The following is a 16023-nucleotide window of genomic DNA, read 5'->3' as shown; positions in this document are numbered from 1 at the left end:
TGCCAGCGCATCTGCGCGCTCAACGCCGCGATCTGGCACAACTGGCTGATCGGCGCCCCGGTCAAGCGGTCACTGATCGCCTACGACCACTGACCGGGACACACAACAACTCCCATCAACGATCTAGCCGGCGGGGCGGGGGCCGCTCGGCGGTGTCGCCGGGCCGGCGTGCCCGGCCGCGCCGTCGCCGCCGTCCGCGGGCGCCTCGGCGGCCTCGGCCGATCCGGTCTCGACCGGGGTGCGCCCGCGCGCCAGCAGCCACACCATGCCCGCGAACGCGGCCACCTGCAGCGGCCAGCCCATGGCGACCTTGGCGATCCCCAGCAGCGCGAACGTGCTGGCCACGCCGTAGTGCTCGGAGGCCCACAGCGGCAGCTGCACCGCGACGCGCACCACGCACGGCGCCACCAGCAGCCAGGTCAGCCGGGAGCTGAGCCGCACCACGGCGGGGTTGGCGCGCCAGGCGCCGACGTCGCCGGTGACGGCGCCGATCAGCAGGCCCATGGCCGGCCAGCGGATCAGGATCGTCAGGGTGAGCACGACCGCGTAGACGGCGTTGTAGATGATGCCGGGCAGCGCGAAGTCCTCGGCTTCGCCGCTGCGCAGCGCGAAGAAGGCGGCGATGCCCATGCCGAAGAGGCTGTTGACCACGAACTGCACCGAGGACCGCTGCACCAGGCGGACGGCCCCCAGTCCGAGTGCCAGCGCGAAGCCGAGCCCCAGGGCCAGCCGCAGGTCCTCGACGGCCAGGTAGGACAGGGTGAAGGCGAGCGTGGGCACGGCGGTCTCGACCATGCCGCGCTTGCCGCCCAGCGCCTTGGACAGCTGCGCGCGGACCACGGCCTCGACGGTCTGCTCGGAGACCTCCGTGGGCGCGCCTTCGTCGCCTCCTTTGCCGTCGCCTCCTTTGCCGTCGTCGGCGGTGCCGGGGTCGGCCGGCCGCTCGCCGGAGCCGGCCCCGCCGTCCTCGGGCCCGTGCAGTACGGCGGCGACCTCCTCCCCGGAGACCCGCGCACGCCGCGCCGACGGTGATCCGGGAACGCTGTCGGCGTCCGCCGCGGTTTCGGACCGGCCGCCGCTGGTTTCGGCGGCTTCGGCGGCTCGCTGCTGGTCGGTCATAAGCTCCACATTCCGGCGTCGGCTACGCCCTCCACCCTAGGACAACGCGTCGGGGGTCTTCAGCGCTCCGCAGCCCTATGCCCGCATACGCCCCCTATGTCCAGCGGATACAACGCGGGGAGGACGCGGATACCGGCGGAGATGCACGGCGCCGCGCGCCGACGCGCCGTCGTGGCGGCGCACCGGGACTGCGGCGGCCGCCTCCGGCGGGCCTGTCCGGAGGCGGCCCCTCGACCGCAATGGGCGCGTGCGGAGGTCACCCTCCTCCGCGCTTGTCCACGACCACCGCGGCGAGCAGGAGGCAGCCCGCGAGCGGAACCAGCGCCGGCGGCACCGCCCAGGTCACCGCCGCCGTGGCGGCCAGCGCCGCCACGAGCAGGGCCGAGCCCGCCGGATCGGCCGCCGACCGCGCCAGGGCCGCGCGCAGCGCGCCGCGCCAGGCGCCGCCGGGCCGCCACGCGGCCGCCGCGCGCAGCAGGGGCACGGCGGCTGCGGTGCCCGCCACGGCGCAGCCGGCCAGGGCCGCCGCTCCCCCGGGCGGATCGAAGGCCGCCACGATCAGCGCGTCGGCAGCGAGCACCGCGCTCAGCCCGGCGCCGGCCAGCCCCGCCTTCCAGGAGCCCGCCCAGGCTGCGCGCAGCCGGCCGGCGTAGTCGGCGACACCGGTGCCGCCTTCCCCGTCGGTGTGGGCGCGCACGTGCGCGCTCCCGGCCGCCAGCGCCGCGGGCAGGGTGACCAGTGCCAGACCCGCGGCCAGGGTGAGCACCCCGGTCAGCAGGCACTCCCCGAACAGCACCGCCCGCGAGACCGCCGGCGCCGCACCGGCCGCCCTGCCGCCCGCCATCGCCGTCACCCCTTCAGCCCGGTCGTGGCCATGCCCTGCACCAGCAGGCGCTGGAAGGCGAGGAAGAACAGCACGACCGGGACCAGCGCGATCACCGACATGGCGATCATCGCGCCGAAGTCGGAGGTGCTCGTCTGGTCGGCGTACATCCGCAGGGCCAGCGGGATCGGGAACTTCTCGGGGGTGTTGAGGTAGATCAGCGGCGCGAACAGGTCGTTCCAGCTCCAGATGAACGCGAAGATCGCCGCCGTGCCGAACGCCGGCCGCGACAGCGGGGCGATGACGTGCCAGAAGATCCCCCAGTACCCGCAGCCGTCGATCCGGGCGGCCTGGTCCAGCTCGCGGGGCAGCTGGCGCATGAACTGCACCATGAGGAAGACGAAGAACGCCTCGGTGGCCAGGAACTTGCCCAGCAGCAGCGGGACGTAGGTGTCGACGAGGCCCAGCTGCTGGAAGATGATGTACTGCGGGATGATGACCGCGTGGAAGGGCATCAGCAGGGTGCCGATCATCAGCACGAACATCGCGTTGCGCCCGCGGAACCGCAGCCGGGCGAAGGCGTAGGCGGCCAGCGCCGAGGACGCCACCGTGCCCGCGACCGTGAGCACCGCCAGCAGCAGCGAGTTGCCCAGGAACCGCCAGACGGAGATGCCGGCCATGCCCTCCATGGCGCGGGCGAAGTTGTCGGCGACCGGCCGGGCCGGCAGCAGCTGCGTGTTGCCGACGATGTCGTTGGTGGGGGTGACCGACGCGCCCGCCACCCACACCAGGGGGTACATGATCAGCCCCAGCAGCGCCAGTGCCAGGGCGTGCCAGAGCACGCGCCGGGGCCAGGTAGCGGCGGAGGATCTCATCGGCCCTCGTCTCCGGAGTAGAACACCATCGTCCGCGACATCCGGAACAGGGCGGCGACCACCAGCCCCGCCCCGAGGATCAGCATCCAGGCCATCGCCGAGGCGTAGCCCATCTGGTAGTGGGTGAACCCCTGCTGGTACAGGTAGAGCGTGTAGATCAGGGTGGAACCGGCGGGACCGCCGGTGCCGCCGCTGATCACGAACGAGGCGGTGAACACCTGGAAGGAGTTGACCGTCTCCAGCAGCAGGTTGAAGAACAGCACCGGCGAGATCATCGGCAGGGTGATGTTGCGGAACCGGTGCCACCATCCGGCGCCGTCCACCTCGGCGGCCTCGTAGTACTGGTTGGGCACCTGCTTGAGTCCGGCCAGGAAGATCACCATCGGCGCCCCGAACTGCCACACCGCCAGCAGCACCAGCAGCAGCAGCGCGAAGTCGGGGTTGCCCACCCAGCCGCCGGTCTCGATCCCCACCGAGCGCAGGATGCGGTCCACCACCGCGTCGTCGGAGAACAGCGCCCGCCACACCAGCGCCACGCTCACGCTGGCGCCCAGCAGCGAGGGCGCGTAGAACGCCGAGCGGTAAAGCCCCTGGCCGCGGTGCGGCGACGCGAGCAGCATGGCCACCGCCAGTGCCAGCGCCAGCTTCAGCGGCACCGCCAGCACCACGTAGGCGGCGGTGACCCTGATCGACTGGAGCCACTGGTCGTCGCCGAACAGCCGCCGGTAGTTGTCCAGGCCCACCCAGGAGGGCGCGGTGAACAGGTTGTAGTCGGTGAAGGACAGATAGAGCGAGGCCAGCATCGGCCCCAGCGTCAGCCCGAGGAACCCGAGGATCCACGGGGAGAGGAAGGCGTAGCCCGCGGCGCCCTCCCGGCCGCGGCGCAGCCGCCGCGCCCGTTTCGCGGGGGTCGGGGCCGCGGGCGGTGCGGCGGGGTCGCCGGAGCTGTGGGAGCTCGGGGCGCCCTGGGCCGTCCGGACCATCAGCGGTCTCCTTGTCGCCGCGTCAGGAGCTCAGGGTGCGCTCGGCGAAGGACACGAACTCGCCGGCGGCCTCGTCCGGGCTCATCTGCCCGTGGTGCACCTCTTCGGAGAGCCGGATGAACTCGGTCTCCAGGGCGCCGGCGCCGGCCGGGGGTGCGGGGGGCGCCTCCTGCAGGTCGGACATGCGGTCGTCCTCGTAGTCGACGATGGCCTGGTCGACCTCGGTGTAGTCGATGGCCTCGCGCTGGGCCTCGGTGGCCGGGATGCCGCGGTTGCCGCCGAAGATTTCGGCGACGCGGGGGTCGTTGATCATGAAGTCGACCAGCTTGGCCGCCGCGTCGGGGTTGCCGGTCTGGGCCGAGGCCGACAGCAGCATCGAGGGCTTGAGGTACTGCCCGGAGTCGCCGGAGTCGGTGGGCAGCGGCGCGAGCTCGAGGTCCAGGTCGGACTCCTCGACGTAGCGGGTGAGCATGTTGTCCCAGGTGAACTCCGACGCCGACAGGTTGGCGCCCAGCGGGGCGAGCGGCTTGACCTGCTCCGCCTCGTCGGCGGGCACCACGGCGCCGTCCTCGCGCAGCCCGGCGGCGCTCTCCCAGAACTCGGCGAGGCGGTCCCGGCCGAACCCGAGCTCGCCGCTGTCGGTGAACAGCTCGCCGCCCTCCTGGCGCAGCTGGGCCTCCAGCACCCAGATCAGCCCGGTGTAGTCGGAGGCTCCGTAGGGGTCGCCTCCGGTGTGCTCGCTGACCGCCGTGAGCGCCTCGTCGTACTCCTGCCAGGTCCAGCCGTCCTCGGGCATGGGCGCGCCCGCCTCGTCGAACAGCTCGGGGGCGTAGACGAGGGAGAAGGTGTTGCCGCCGATGGGCACGCCGTAGCGGGCGCCGTCGATGACGCCGGCCGTGCTCAGCCCCTCCAGCAGCCCGCTCGTGTCGAGGCTCTGCTTGTGCTGCTTGAGGTCGAGCAGCACGCCGCGGTCGCTGTACTCGCGCAGGTAGGCGTTGTCCATCTGCAGCACGTCGGGCATCCCGCCGCCGGCGACCTGCGTGGAGAGCTTCTCCCAGTAGGTGTCGTACTCGGAGAAGGTCGGGGTGACCGTGATGTCGGGGTGCTCCTCCTCGAACAGGGCGATGGCCTCGCGCATCATCTCGGCCCGCTCGGCATTGCCCCACCAGGAGTAGCGGATCTCCGGCGACCCGCCGCCCTCGCCTCCCCCGCAGCCGGTCGCCGCCAGCCCGAGGACCATCGCTACCGCGGCGGCAGACCTCGCCGCACCGCCCGTCCGCTGCACCATGGTGGTGACCGCCCTTCTTCGCCGCTCGATTCGCCCGATTATTAAAACGATTTACGGAAAGCGCTTCCCGTCCAGTTGGAGGCTCAGATTAGGCTCCCGGAAATCTCCCGTCAATACTGGTGTGCCATCCATTGCAACGATCGACCCCGCACACCGCGGCCGCGCCGGCGCCCACCGCCATCCGCGGTGCGGGCGCCGCCGCGAGCGCTAGCCTGGCCGCAGAGCCGACCGGCGGCCCGCCCGCCGGGGAACCTGGAGCGTGCGCCATGACCGTGTCCCTGCGCCCCGACCACCTCGACTTCGCGCTGCGGCTCAACGCCGCGCTGGCCGGATCCCGAACACCGGAGCACGCCTGGTCGCCGCTGTCGGTGGCCGGTGCTCTGGGGCTGGTGGCCACCGGTGCGCGCGGCGCCACGCGGCGCGAGTTCGAGGCTCTGCTCGGCCGCGACATCAGGGGCCACCTCGCCGCCTTGGACGACGCGGTCTCCGACGGACCGGATCTGGCCGCCGCGACCTCCCTGTGGATCCGCAGCGATCTGGAACTGAACGCGGAGTTCGAGGCCGCCGTGCGCGCGCGGCCCGACGCGGCGGTGCGCACGGCCGACTTCGCGAACGACCCCGAGCGCGTGCGCCGCGAGGCCAACGCCGAGGCCGCGAAGACCACCCGCGGCATGATCGAGGAACTCCTGCTGCCCGGTGACGTACGCGCATCCGCCCAGGCGCTGCTGCTCAACGCCCTGTGGGTGCGGCTGCGCTGGTCCGACCCCTTCGACCCCGACGCGACGGAGCCCACGCCCTTCCACACGCCCTCGGGCGAACGCCGCGTGCCCATGATGCGCCGCCGCGGCCGCCGCCCCTACGCGGCGGCCGCCGGCTGGCGGATGGCGACCCTGCCCGCGGCCGACGACCTCGCGCTGGACGTGCTGATGCCCGACGCCCCGGCGCTGGGCACCGCACCGGCTCCCGAAGCGCTCTCGGCGCTCTACCGCGCGGCCGCACCGACCGAGGTCGACCTCTGGCTGCCGCGCTTCGAGGCACGCACCCGCACGGCGCTGTCGGCGCCCCTGGCCGAAACCGGCGTCGCCACCGCGTTCAGCGACCGGGCGGACCTCTCGGGGATCTCGCCGCGCCCGCTGCGCATCGACGAGGCGGTGCACGAGGCGGTGCTGCGGGTCGACGAGAAGGGCGCCGAAGGGGCGGCCGCGACAGCGGTCGTGATGCGCACCGTCGCGGCCGTGGCCGACAGGCCGGTCCGCTTCGCCGTGGACCGCCCGTTCGCCTTCGTGCTGCGCCGCCGGCAGGCGGTGCTGTTCCTGGGAGCGGTCGCCGCACCGAGCGATCCGGGACCGGCCCGGGAGTGACGGCTCCGCCGCGCGGCGCCTACCCGGCCAGCCGGTCGAAGGGGGCGGCGTAGCGGAACGCGCCGCGGTGCGCGGTGTCGTAGGCGCTCAGCGGACGCACCTGGAAGTAGTCGCCCCAGGCCGGATCGGGCGCTACCACGCCGAGCTCCGCCGCCGGGCGGAAACCGAAGCGGCGATAGTAGCCGGGCTCGCCGAGGAGTGCGACGAGCGGCTCCGACCGGGCGTCGGCCGCGCCCAGCACGGCGTGCATCAGGGCGGATCCGATTCCGCGGCCCTGGCAGCCGGGCGCTACGCCGATCGGCCCCAGCCCCAGCGCCGCGGTCGTGCCCACGTACCCGCGGGTGCACACCACGTGGCCGACCACCGGCCCGCCGCCGACGGGATCCGCCGGGTCGCCGGCCCCGGTCCCCTCGACGGCCGCCAGCGAGTACTCCGGCAGCCAGCCGGCGTCCCGGCGCAGCCGCCCCAGCAGGACCGCCTCGACCGGTTCGGTACCGTCCGGGGCTCCGGCGGGAACGTTCGCGGCGAAGGCGGAGGCGATCACCGCACGCACCGCCGCCTCGTCCGCGGCGGTCTCTCGTCTGATCAGCATCCGCACACCCTAGACGCGCCCACCCGCCGCGGCACGCGGTTTTCCGCAGGACCGGCCGCGGGCATGCGGGGCGGCCGATCGCCGCCCGCCGGTGGCTCGGGCCCCGGCGTCCGGCGCGCGCCGCGGAACCGGCGGGGATCGGCGGCGCGACCGATCGGGCTCTGCGCAGGGCTCCGGGCGCTGCGGACTGCGGACCCGGCCGCAGCGGCCGCCGTTGGCCGGGCCACCCGGCCCGGTGCCCCGAGCGGACGCACCCGCGCCCGGCACGGCGGCGGCATCGGCCGCGGCCCGGGGCGGCGGTGCTCCGCCGGCGGCCTAGGACTCGGCTCCGCCGCCGCCCTCGTCGGCCTGGCCGTTGCCGGCGCTGCGCTTGCGCTGGTCCGCCGCCTGGGCCATGGACTGCTGGATCTCCTGGGGCACGACGATCGGCAGCATCTCGCGCGGGGGCGCCGGGCTGTCGCCGCGCACGACCACGATCTGCTGGAACAGCTCCTCGACCTCGGCCATCGCCTGGGGCTTGGACGCGCCCTCGCCGCGGATGACGCCGTGCAGCACCCACCGGGGACCGTCGACGCCGATGAAGCGCACCCGCTCGCCCATCTGCTGGCCCTGCTCGTTCTTCTTGCCGGCGACGGGCACGACCGCCCGCAGCTCCGGGCCGAAGGTGCCGTCGAAGTCCTCGACCTTGCCGCCCTGGGAGGTCACCTGGGAGCGCAGTTCCTCGCGCATGTCGGCCCAGACTCCGCTGGACTTGGGCGCGGCGAAGGGCTGCACCTGCAGCGCCGAGCGCTGCGTGCGCAGCGTGACCCCGATGATGCGGTTCTGCTGGGGAGCGACGTTCACCTGGATCTCGATGCCCGATCGCACCGGGATCCGCACCGACCCCAGGTCCATGCGCTGGGCCTCGGGCGCCTCCTCGGCCGAGTCCCACGGACCGTCGCTGCGGTGGCGGTCGGCCTCCTTCTCCGGCTCCGGCGGGTCCTCGGGCCGACCCGCGAAGTCGGCCTCGGAGCCGACCGCGCCGGCGGTCGCGGCGGTGCCGTCGGCGCCCTCGCCGTCCTTCTTCTTGCGTCGGCGTCCGAACACGCCTTACACCTCTCCCGCTTCGTCGTCCCCGGCGGATCTGGCGCCGGGAGTGCTCGTCGTCGTCAAGTGCGCGCCGCGTGGCCGCCCGTGGAACCGAATCCGTCCGCGCCGCGCACGGAGTCCGGGAGCACATCGGCTTCGCGGAACAGCGCCCGCTCCACACGCTGGACGACCAGCTGGGCGACGCGGTCTCCGCGGGTGAGCTCGACCGGGGTCTCCGTGTCCGTGTTGAGCAGGGTCACCCGCACCTCGCCGCGGTAGCCGGCGTCGACGGTGCCGGGCGCGTTGACGAGGGTCAGTCCGCACCGGGCCGCCAAGCCCGAACGGGGGTGCACGAAGGCGGCGTAGCCCTCGGGCAGCGCGATGGCGATTCCGGTGCCGACCACCGCCCGCCGACCCGGTTCGACGACCACGTCCTCGGCGGTGACGAGGTCCGCGCCCGCGTCGCCGGGGTGGGCGTAGGCCGGCAGGGGAAGGTCGGGGTCGATGCGGCGGATGAGGACCTCGACCCCGCCGCTGCGGCTTCCGTTACTCACACTGAGCCAGCTTATCGCGGTGCGGGGCCTGTGTCGGACGCCGCGTGGAGCGCCGGCGCGCGGGAGGGGCGGAACCGCCCCGCACGCCGGTCGCTCGGCGCTGCGGCGGACCGCCGGCTACCCGGCCGCGGGCAGGCTGACCTCGACCTGAAGCTCGGTGTCGTCGGAGGCCTCGAAGTCCAGCCGGGCGGCGCGCCCCGCCGCGGCGAGGTCGTCACCCGCCAGACGCACGTGGTTGACGTTCTTGCCGCGCACCGAGACGCGTTCGATCTCGGCCCGCATGGAGAGCTTGGCCTCGGACTTGGCCTTGCGGACCGTGCGCAGCACCTCCGAGGCCGCCGCCAGGACGGCGGGGTCGCCCTCGCGCGCGGCCGCACGGAACTCCTCGGCCTCGGGCCAGGACTCGGCGTGCACCGAGCCCTCGTGCCACCAGCTCCACACCTCGTCGGCGACGAACGGCAGGAACGGGGCGAACAGCCGCTGCAGCGCCGACAGGGCGATCAGCAGGGCCGCGCGGGCCGAGGCGGCGGCGGGCGAGGCGGTGTCGTAGGCGCGGGCCTTGACCAGCTCCAGGTAGTCGTCGCAGAACTCCCAGAAGAACCGCTCGACGCGCTCCAGTGCGCGGGTGTGGTCGTAGGCCTGGAAGGCCGCGGTGGCGTCCTCGACGACGTCGGCGAGCGTGGCGAGCATCGAGCGGTCCAGCGGCTCGGTGACCGCGGACGGCTCCGCCGCCGTGTCCTCGCCGGCGACCGACAGCGCGAACTTGCTCGCGTTGAGGATCTTGATGCCCAGCCGGCGCCCGACCTTCATCTGGCCCTCGTCCAGCGCGGTGTCGGCGCCGAGCCGCCCGCTGGCGGCCCAGTAGCGGATGGCGTCGGAGCTGTACTTCTCCAGCAGGTCGATGGGCGTGACGACGTTGCCCTTCGACTTGGACATCTTCTTGCGGTCGGGGTCGAGGATCCACCCGGAGACGGCCGCGCCCCGCCACGGCAGGCTGCCGTGCTCGAAGTGGGAGCGCACGACCGTGGCGAACAGCCAGGTGCGGATGATGTCCTGGCCCTGGGGCCGCAGGTCCATCGGGAAGACGCGCTCGAAGAGGTCGGGGTCGCGCTCCCAGCCGCCGGCGACCTGCGGGGTCAGCGACGAGGTGGCCCAGGTGTCCATGATGTCGGGGTCGCCGGTGAAGCCGCCGGGCGCGCCGCGCTGGTCCTCGGCGTAGCCGGCCGGGACGTCGGAGCTGGGGTCGACCGGCAGCTGCGACTCGTCCGGCAGCAGCGGGGAGTCGTAGTCGGGGTTGCCCTCGGCGTCGAGCGGATACCACACGGGGAACGGCACGCCGAAGAAGCGCTGGCGGCTGATCAGCCAGTCGCCGTTGAGGCCCTCGACCCAGTGCTCGTAGCGCGAGCGCATGTGGTCGGGGTACCAGTTCAGCTCGCGCCCGCGCGCCAGCAGCTCCTCGCGGACGGAGGTGTCGCGCCCGCCGTTGCGGATGTACCACTGGCGGGTGGTGACGATCTCCAGCGGCTTGTCGCCCTTCTCGTAGAACTTCACCGGGCGGGTGGTGGGCGCGGGATCGGCGAGCAGGTCGCCGGACTCGCCCAGCAGCTCGACCATGCGCTCGCGGGCGGTGTGCACGGTGGCGCCGGCCAGGCGGGCGTAGGCCTCGCCGCCGCCGGCCGCGGCGACGGCCTCGGGCGGCTCGGAGACGATGCGGCCGTCCCAGCCCACGACGGGCCGGGTGGGCAGCTGCAGCTCGCGCCACCAGGTGACGTCGGTGAGGTCGCCGAAGGTGCAGATCATCGCGATGCCGGAGCCCTTGTCGGGCTCGGCCAGGCGGTGGGCCATGACCGGGACCTCGACGCCGAAGACCGGCGTGCGCACGGTGCCGCCGAACAGGTCCTGGTAACGGGCGTCGTCGGGGTGGGCCACCAGGGCGACGCAGGCGGGGACGAGCTCGGGCCGGGTGGTCTCGATGGCGACCGGCTCGCCGCCGTCGCGGTGGAAGGCGATCTTGTGGAAGGCGCCGGTGCGCTCGCGGTCCTCGAGCTCGGCCTGGGCGACGGCGGTGCGGAAGGTGACGTCCCACAGCGTGGGCGCCTCGGCCATGTAGGCCTCGCCGCGCGCGAGGTTGCGCAGGAACGCGCGCTGGGACGTGGCGCGGGCGCCGGCGTCGATGGTGGCGTAGGAGTAGCGCCAGTCGACGCTGAGGCCCAGGCGGCGCCAGATGCCCTCGAAGACCTTCTCGTCCTCGGCGGTCAGCCGGTCGCACAGCTCGATGAAGTTGCGCCGCGAGACGGGCACCTGCCGCTTGGGGTCGGGCTTGGCCGGCGGCGTGAAGGCGGGGTCGTAGGCGACGCCGGGGTCGCAGCGCACGCCGTAGTAGTTCTGCACGCGGCGTTCGGTGGGCAGGCCGTTGTCGTCCCAGCCCATCGGGTAGAAGACCGACTTGCCGCGCATGCGCTGGAAGCGGGCGACGGTGTCGGTGTGGGTGTAGGAGAAGACGTGGCCGATGTGCAGCGACCCGGAGACCGTGGGCGGCGGGGTGTCGATCGAGTAGATCTCGGAGCGGCTCTTGGTGCGGTCGAAGTGGTAGACGCCGGACTCGTCCCATACGTCGACCCATTTCGCCTCGATACCGTCGAGCGAAGGCTTGTCGGGCACGCGGAAGGAACGAGAGCGGTTGGTCATGGGCCCAATGGTATTGGTTCGGCGGCCCTGATCGCTCCGGATTTCCACAGCCCACGACAGCGTTCCAGCGGCGTCTCGCGCGGTCTCGCGGCCGCGGCCCGGGCGGCCGGTGCGGCGCGCCCCGTGCAGGCGGCGGCGCAGGCGCCGGGCATGAAAGGATTCCGGCAAGGCGCATCCGCACGGCGCCGGATCGCGGCGCGCCGGAGGCGGTCGGCCACAGCGCCGCGCACGGCCGCGCGGTCAGCCGCGTGCGGCAGCGCGGCCACGCGGCCACGAAGGCTAGAAGGGAAGCGATCCGACAGATGGCTAAGAAGAGGAACGGTGAGTTCGCCGCGCAGGTCGTCGGCAGCGTCACCGCTCTGGCGGCGGCCTACGTCGCCCGGAAGGCGCTGACGTTCGCCTGGACCCAGGCCACCGGCAAGGCGCCGCCCACAGAGCCGGAGTCCCCCGACGTCAGCCTCAGCGAGGCGCTGGGCTGGGCCGTGGTCACCGGCATCGGCATGGAGGTCACCCGCGTGCTCGCGGTGCGCGCCGCCCACCGCCGGTTCTTCGACGCCGCCCACCAGAGCGGCGTCGTGGGAATCGACGTGGACTGAGCGCGCCGGGCGCGGGCGGGCGCCCGCCGGCGGGCCCGCGCGGTCCGCCGGCTGGCGCCTGTGTCAGCGGCCGCCGCGGGGCAGCTCCCGCGCGGAACCGTCGGCGCCGGCGCCGACGCCGCCGCGCCCGGACGCCGGGGGCAGGCCCTGCGCGCGCAGATCGGCGCGCACCGACGTCGCCAGCGCCCGGGTGGCGGCGCGGTTGAGCGCCCCTCCGGCCACGGCGCCGGTCAGGTAGGGGCCCAGCGTCGACAGGTGGCGGCCGAGCGTGCGCAGCAGTCTCCGGCGCAGCGCGGCCTTGGCGGCGGCCCCGAGGGTCGCCGAGAGCGACTGTGCGGCGCTGAGCGGGTCGATCCCGCGCTTGCGCGCCCACGAGGCGAGGTAGCCGGTGGTGCGCTGCAGGCTCGTTCCCGGCGCCGGCTGCCCGTAGACCTCGTGCAGCTCGGCGATGAGCTTGACCTCGACCGAGGCGACCACGACGGTCTCGGCCACGATCTGGGCCGGCGCCGTCAGCAGCAGCGGCGGCGCGGTGAACTGCACCGCGGCCAGGGCACCGCCGGCCGCTCCGACGCCGGTCGTGGCGTGGGCGGCGTTGCGTACGAGCGCGTCGGCGAGCTCTTCGCCGGCGAGGCCGGAGTGGTGGCGGATCAGGGTCTCGCGGTCGCGCACCGGGATGCGCGGTGCGATCTCGTTGGCGAACACGTCGGCCAGCCACCGGCCGCTCGCGGCGCCGCCGGCGCGCGCCGAACGCGCGCGGGCGGTGAGCGCCGCGGCGAGCCTGCCCAGCAGCCCGGCCCGGCGCCGGGGGTCGGCGCCCTCCTCGTCGAGGAGCTCGCCCACCAGGACTCCGATGTCGTCCTCGGCGACCGCGGCGACCTCGGTCCCGGGCGCGGTGGAGCCGGCGTCGCCCGCGGCTCCACCGGCGCCGTCGCCGCCCGCCTGCGGGCGGGGACCCGTCTCCTCCCGGTCTCCAGTGTCCTCGGCCACGTCGACCTCCCATTCGCGGTGTCCCCGGATTGCCGGGTGTGCCCGGCTTTCCCCGGGAGCGGTCCCGGGGCTTGCGGGGCCGGAGGCCCCGACGCTTACAAAGCTAAGGGAAGGCGGAAATCAATGCCGGGCGCTCGGTGCGCAAAGGACGATGCGCCCCCGGGAGCCCTCCCGGAGACGCATCACATGCCGCGGCGGAGGCCGTTCGAGGCAATAGAGGAAAGGAGTCCGCCGGGCTCAGGCGGCGCACTCCTTGCAGACCAGCTGCCCCTTCCGCTGCTCGGCCAGCTGACTGCGGTGGTGCACCAGGAAGCAGCGCGAGCAGGTGAACTCGTCTGCCTGGCGCGGCAGGACCCGGACCGCCAGCTCTTCGCCGGACAGATCAGCACCGGGCAGCTCCATGCCCTCGGCGACCTCGTCGGGGTCGACGTCTATGGTGCTGGTTCCCTTGTCGACACGGCGCGCCTGCAGCTCCTGCAGGCTGTCCTCGTTGATGTCTTCGTCGGCCTTACGCGGGCTGTCGTAATCGGTGGCCATTCTGCTAACTCCATCCCCCTCGTTCTATGCCTCGTTGCGCGCTTCCAACGCATGAGGACCTCGTTTTGTGCCCGAGCCGCGTGGAAACTTCCGCCGGCGTAAGTGGACTATGACCCCTCCCGGGTGCAGTCGCACCGCATAGCAGCACCCTTCGAATAGAACCGGTCGCGCTTCGTCGCGCCGTCGATCCACTCGCCCTCATGTGCTACCCAACGCCCGCGGGATTCCGACCTATTTCCTCGTCTTTCCCCACGCCGCGCGGGCTCGATGCCGCCCGTGAGGCGGGGTAAGAACATACACGCGTACTCCGGGAGATATTCCCGCAGCGTTCGCGCCCGGGAGAGCATACCCACCCACGGCGCGCCCACGATCCCGGGGCCGTCGTGTCGTAGAACACGTATGAGTATCATGCGGAAGCCGCGTCCCGCAGGATCTTCGCCCACCTCGTGATCAGCACCCGGCGTCCGGACGGCCAGATGCTACCTGCCCGCGGATGCGGCCGTGTCACCGGTCTCGGCAGCGGGGAACCGGACGGTGACGACCAGGCCGCCGCCCTGGCGCGGCCACACGCTGACCGAGGCGCCGTGGGCGCGCACCACCGAGCGGACGATGGACAGGCCCAGCCCGGCGCTGCGCCCGGACTTGACGCGGTCTCCCGAGGCGCGGCGGAACGGCTCGAACAGTCCCTCGATCTCGTATCCGGCGATGACCGGGCCGGCGTTCTCCACCTGGATGGCCGGGGAACCCTCGTAGATGCCCGAGCGCACGGTGATCTCACCGTCGGCGGCGTTGTAGCGCATGCCGTTCTCGACGAGGTTGGCGACCAGGCGCTCCAGCAGGACGGGGTCACCCACCACCGCGGCCGGGCGCAGGTCGGTGCGCAGGGTCAGATCGGCCTTCTCCAGCTCCTCGGCGAGCTGGCTGAGCACGGAGCCGAGCACCTCGGCCATGTCCACGGCGGTGCGCACGTCGAGCTCGCGGTCGCTCTTGGCCAGGAACAGCAGGCCGTCGATGAGCCGCTCGTGGCGGGAGTTGGTCTCCAGCAGGGTGCGGCCGACGGTCTTGAGATCGGCCGAGGCCTCGGGGTCGCTGAGGGCGACCTCCAGCAGCGTGCGGTTGATGGCCAGCGGCGTACGCAGCTCGTGGGACGCGTTGGCGACGAAGCGGCGCTGGCCGTCGAAGGCGCGGTCGAGGCGCTCCAGCATGCCGTCGAAGGTGTCGGCCAGCTCGCGGATCTCGTCGTCGGGGCCGCTGAGGGCGATGCGCTCGTGCAGGGACCGCTCGGAGAGCCGCCGGGCGATCCGGGTGATCTTGTGCAGGGGCGACAGGGCCCGCCCGGCCACGAAGTAGCCCAGGCCGACCGCCAGCAGGCCGACGATCACCAGCGCGATCACCGAGTAGCGTGTCATCTCGGCCAGTACCGACTCGATGAACTCGGTCTTGCGCATCTGCAGCTCGACCGGGTCGGCGTTGGGCATCGTGAAGTTGAGGTTGTCCAGCAGGCCCGCGACGATGATGTAGTTGAGCAGCACCAGCAGCGAGCCCGCCGCGAAGAACAGCATCCCGTAGATCAGGGTGAGCCGCGCGCGCAGGCTGATGTTGTCGGTGAAGCGGTGCACGCCGCCGGTGACCGGGCCCGGCGGCTTCGCCGAGGCGGTGGCGGGCTCGGCCGACAGCCGCCGCCACGTGCCGGTGTCGCCCGGCGGGGTGGGCGCCACCTCGCCCGGGCCGGCCGCGTGCTCGGGGCCCGGCTCAGGGCCCTGCGCCGTCAAATCCGGTACCCCGCACCGGGCACCGTCTGGATGACCGGGGGCTCGCCGAGCTTCTTGCGCAGGGTCATCACGGTGACCCGGACGACGTTGGTGAACGGGTCGGCGTTCTCGTCCCAGGCCTTCTCCAGCAGCCCCTCGGCGCTGACGACGGTGCCGTTGGCGCGCATGAGCACCTCCAGGACGGCGAACTCCTTGGGCGTCAGCGAGACCCGGCGTCCGTCGCGCTCGACGGTGTGGTTGGCCGGGTCCAGCTCGATGCCGTTGCGCTGCAGCACCGGCGGCAGCGGGGGGACGGCGCGGCGGCCCAGCGCGCGCACGCGCGCGATGAGCTCGGCGAAGGCGAAGGGCTTGGTGATGTAGTCGTCGGCGCCCAGGGTCAGGCCCTCGACCTTGTCCTCCAGCTCCACCGAGGCGGTGAGCATCAGGATGCGGCCGGTGTAGCTGCGGGCGACCAGGTCGCGGGCGACGTCGTCGCCGTGGACGCCGGGGAGGTCGCGGTCGAGGACGACGACGTCGTAGTCGTTGACTCCCACGTGCTCCAGCGCGCTGTCGCCGTCGTAGACGACGTCGACGGCCATGGATTCGCGGCGGAGCCCCACGGCGACCGTGTCGGCCAGAACCTGCTCGTCTTCGACCACGAGTACGCGCACTGTGAGTTCGTCGTCCTTAGCTTTCCTGCGACCGGAGTGGGCCGCTGCCGGCGCATCCCCCAACACACCGGCAGCGGCGCTTGTGACCCCCGGCTGCACCATCCGTTATCCCACCCGCCCGATAAGGATG

Annotated in this window: 15 protein-coding genes and 1 pseudogene; 3 read left to right on the top strand and 13 right to left on the bottom strand. The window is 73.3% G+C overall.

Annotation, left to right across the window (positions count from 1 at the left end):
• Nucleotides 1-93 (top strand): annotated as a pseudogene (locus ABD284_RS25840) (IS982 family transposase); the annotation flags it as partial.
• Nucleotides 94-123: 30 nt separating this feature from the next.
• Here ABD284_RS25840 and ABD284_RS21595 read toward each other — a convergent pair.
• The 5 genes from ABD284_RS21595 to ABD284_RS21575 form a co-directional block, all read right to left on the bottom strand.
• Nucleotides 124-1119 (bottom strand): DUF3159 domain-containing protein, encoded by a 996-nt coding sequence (locus tag ABD284_RS21595; protein WP_344146655.1) that lies wholly within the window; start codon nucleotides 1117-1119, stop codon nucleotides 124-126.
• A gap of 256 nt (nucleotides 1120-1375) precedes the next feature.
• Entirely contained in the window at nucleotides 1376-1963 is a 588-nt protein-coding gene (locus tag ABD284_RS21590; RefSeq protein WP_344146652.1) for a hypothetical protein, read from the bottom strand.
• Between the two features lie 5 nt (nucleotides 1964-1968).
• Nucleotides 1969-2817: a carbohydrate ABC transporter permease gene (locus ABD284_RS21585; RefSeq protein ID WP_344146649.1), complete on the bottom strand. Its 849-nt coding sequence runs from the start codon at nucleotides 2815-2817 to the stop codon at nucleotides 1969-1971.
• Complete coding sequence (locus ABD284_RS21580) at nucleotides 2814-3800, bottom strand: carbohydrate ABC transporter permease (RefSeq protein WP_344146646.1); 987 nt, start codon at nucleotides 3798-3800, stop codon at nucleotides 2814-2816. The genes ABD284_RS21585 and ABD284_RS21580 overlap by 4 nt, the downstream gene beginning before the upstream one ends.
• Nucleotides 3801-3822: 22 nt before the next feature.
• Nucleotides 3823-5088, bottom strand: coding sequence for an ABC transporter substrate-binding protein (locus ABD284_RS21575; protein WP_344146643.1), 1266 nt, complete (start codon nucleotides 5086-5088; stop codon nucleotides 3823-3825).
• A gap of 266 nt (nucleotides 5089-5354) precedes the next feature.
• On the opposite strand from ABD284_RS21575, the gene ABD284_RS21570 reads away from it, so the two are divergent.
• Nucleotides 5355-6449: a serpin family protein gene (locus ABD284_RS21570; protein WP_344146640.1), complete on the top strand. Its 1095-nt coding sequence runs from the start codon at nucleotides 5355-5357 to the stop codon at nucleotides 6447-6449.
• A 19-nt stretch (nucleotides 6450-6468) separates the two neighbouring features.
• Here ABD284_RS21570 and ABD284_RS21565 read toward each other — a convergent pair whose 3' ends face one another.
• From ABD284_RS21565 to valS, 4 genes are all read right to left on the bottom strand, one after another.
• Nucleotides 6469-7041: a GNAT family N-acetyltransferase gene (locus ABD284_RS21565; RefSeq protein WP_344146637.1), complete on the bottom strand. Its 573-nt coding sequence runs from the start codon at nucleotides 7039-7041 to the stop codon at nucleotides 6469-6471.
• Between the two features lie 315 nt (nucleotides 7042-7356).
• Nucleotides 7357-8127 carry a DUF3710 domain-containing protein gene (locus ABD284_RS21560; protein ID WP_344146634.1) on the bottom strand — a complete coding sequence of 257 codons (771 nt, stop codon included), beginning with the start codon at nucleotides 8125-8127 and terminating at the stop codon, nucleotides 7357-7359.
• 62 nt (nucleotides 8128-8189) lie between these two features.
• Nucleotides 8190-8663: a dUTP diphosphatase gene (dut, locus tag ABD284_RS21555; RefSeq protein WP_344146631.1), complete on the bottom strand. Its 474-nt coding sequence runs from the start codon at nucleotides 8661-8663 to the stop codon at nucleotides 8190-8192.
• Between the two features lie 117 nt (nucleotides 8664-8780).
• Nucleotides 8781-11351, bottom strand: a complete 2571-nt coding sequence (gene valS / locus ABD284_RS21550) for a valine--tRNA ligase (RefSeq protein ID WP_344146628.1) — start codon at nucleotides 11349-11351, stop codon at nucleotides 8781-8783.
• A gap of 302 nt (nucleotides 11352-11653) precedes the next feature.
• Here valS and ABD284_RS21545 point away from each other — a divergent pair, with 302 nt between their 5' ends.
• Nucleotides 11654-11947 carry a DUF4235 domain-containing protein gene (locus tag ABD284_RS21545; protein WP_344146625.1) on the top strand — a complete coding sequence of 98 codons (294 nt, stop codon included), beginning with the start codon at nucleotides 11654-11656 and terminating at the stop codon, nucleotides 11945-11947.
• Nucleotides 11948-12010: 63 nt separating this feature from the next.
• Here ABD284_RS21545 and ABD284_RS21540 read toward each other — a convergent pair whose 3' ends face one another.
• The 4 genes from ABD284_RS21540 to ABD284_RS21525 form a co-directional block, all read right to left on the bottom strand.
• Nucleotides 12011-12934: a hypothetical protein gene (locus tag ABD284_RS21540; RefSeq protein ID WP_344146622.1), complete on the bottom strand. Its 924-nt coding sequence runs from the start codon at nucleotides 12932-12934 to the stop codon at nucleotides 12011-12013.
• A 237-nt stretch (nucleotides 12935-13171) separates the two neighbouring features.
• Nucleotides 13172-13471, bottom strand: coding sequence for a DUF4193 domain-containing protein (locus ABD284_RS21535; protein WP_040270202.1), 300 nt, complete (start codon nucleotides 13469-13471; stop codon nucleotides 13172-13174).
• Nucleotides 13472-13950: 479 nt separating this feature from the next.
• A complete protein-coding gene (locus ABD284_RS21530) occupies nucleotides 13951-15243 on the bottom strand; it encodes a sensor histidine kinase (protein ID WP_344146616.1) in 1293 nt (430 codons plus the stop codon).
• Nucleotides 15240-15893 (bottom strand): response regulator transcription factor, encoded by a 654-nt coding sequence (locus ABD284_RS21525; protein ID WP_344146613.1) that lies wholly within the window; start codon nucleotides 15891-15893, stop codon nucleotides 15240-15242. Before ABD284_RS21525 ends, ABD284_RS21530 begins: the two co-directional genes overlap by 4 nt.
• Nucleotides 15894-16023 lie beyond the last annotated feature (130 nt).

This window comes from Streptomonospora arabica (assembly GCF_039531585.1).
GTDB classification, from domain to species: Bacteria; Actinomycetota; Actinomycetes; order Streptosporangiales; family Streptosporangiaceae; genus Streptomonospora; species Streptomonospora halophila.
Note: the sequence above shows the minus strand (reverse complement) of the source record. Positions and strands in the feature narration are given on the sequence as shown.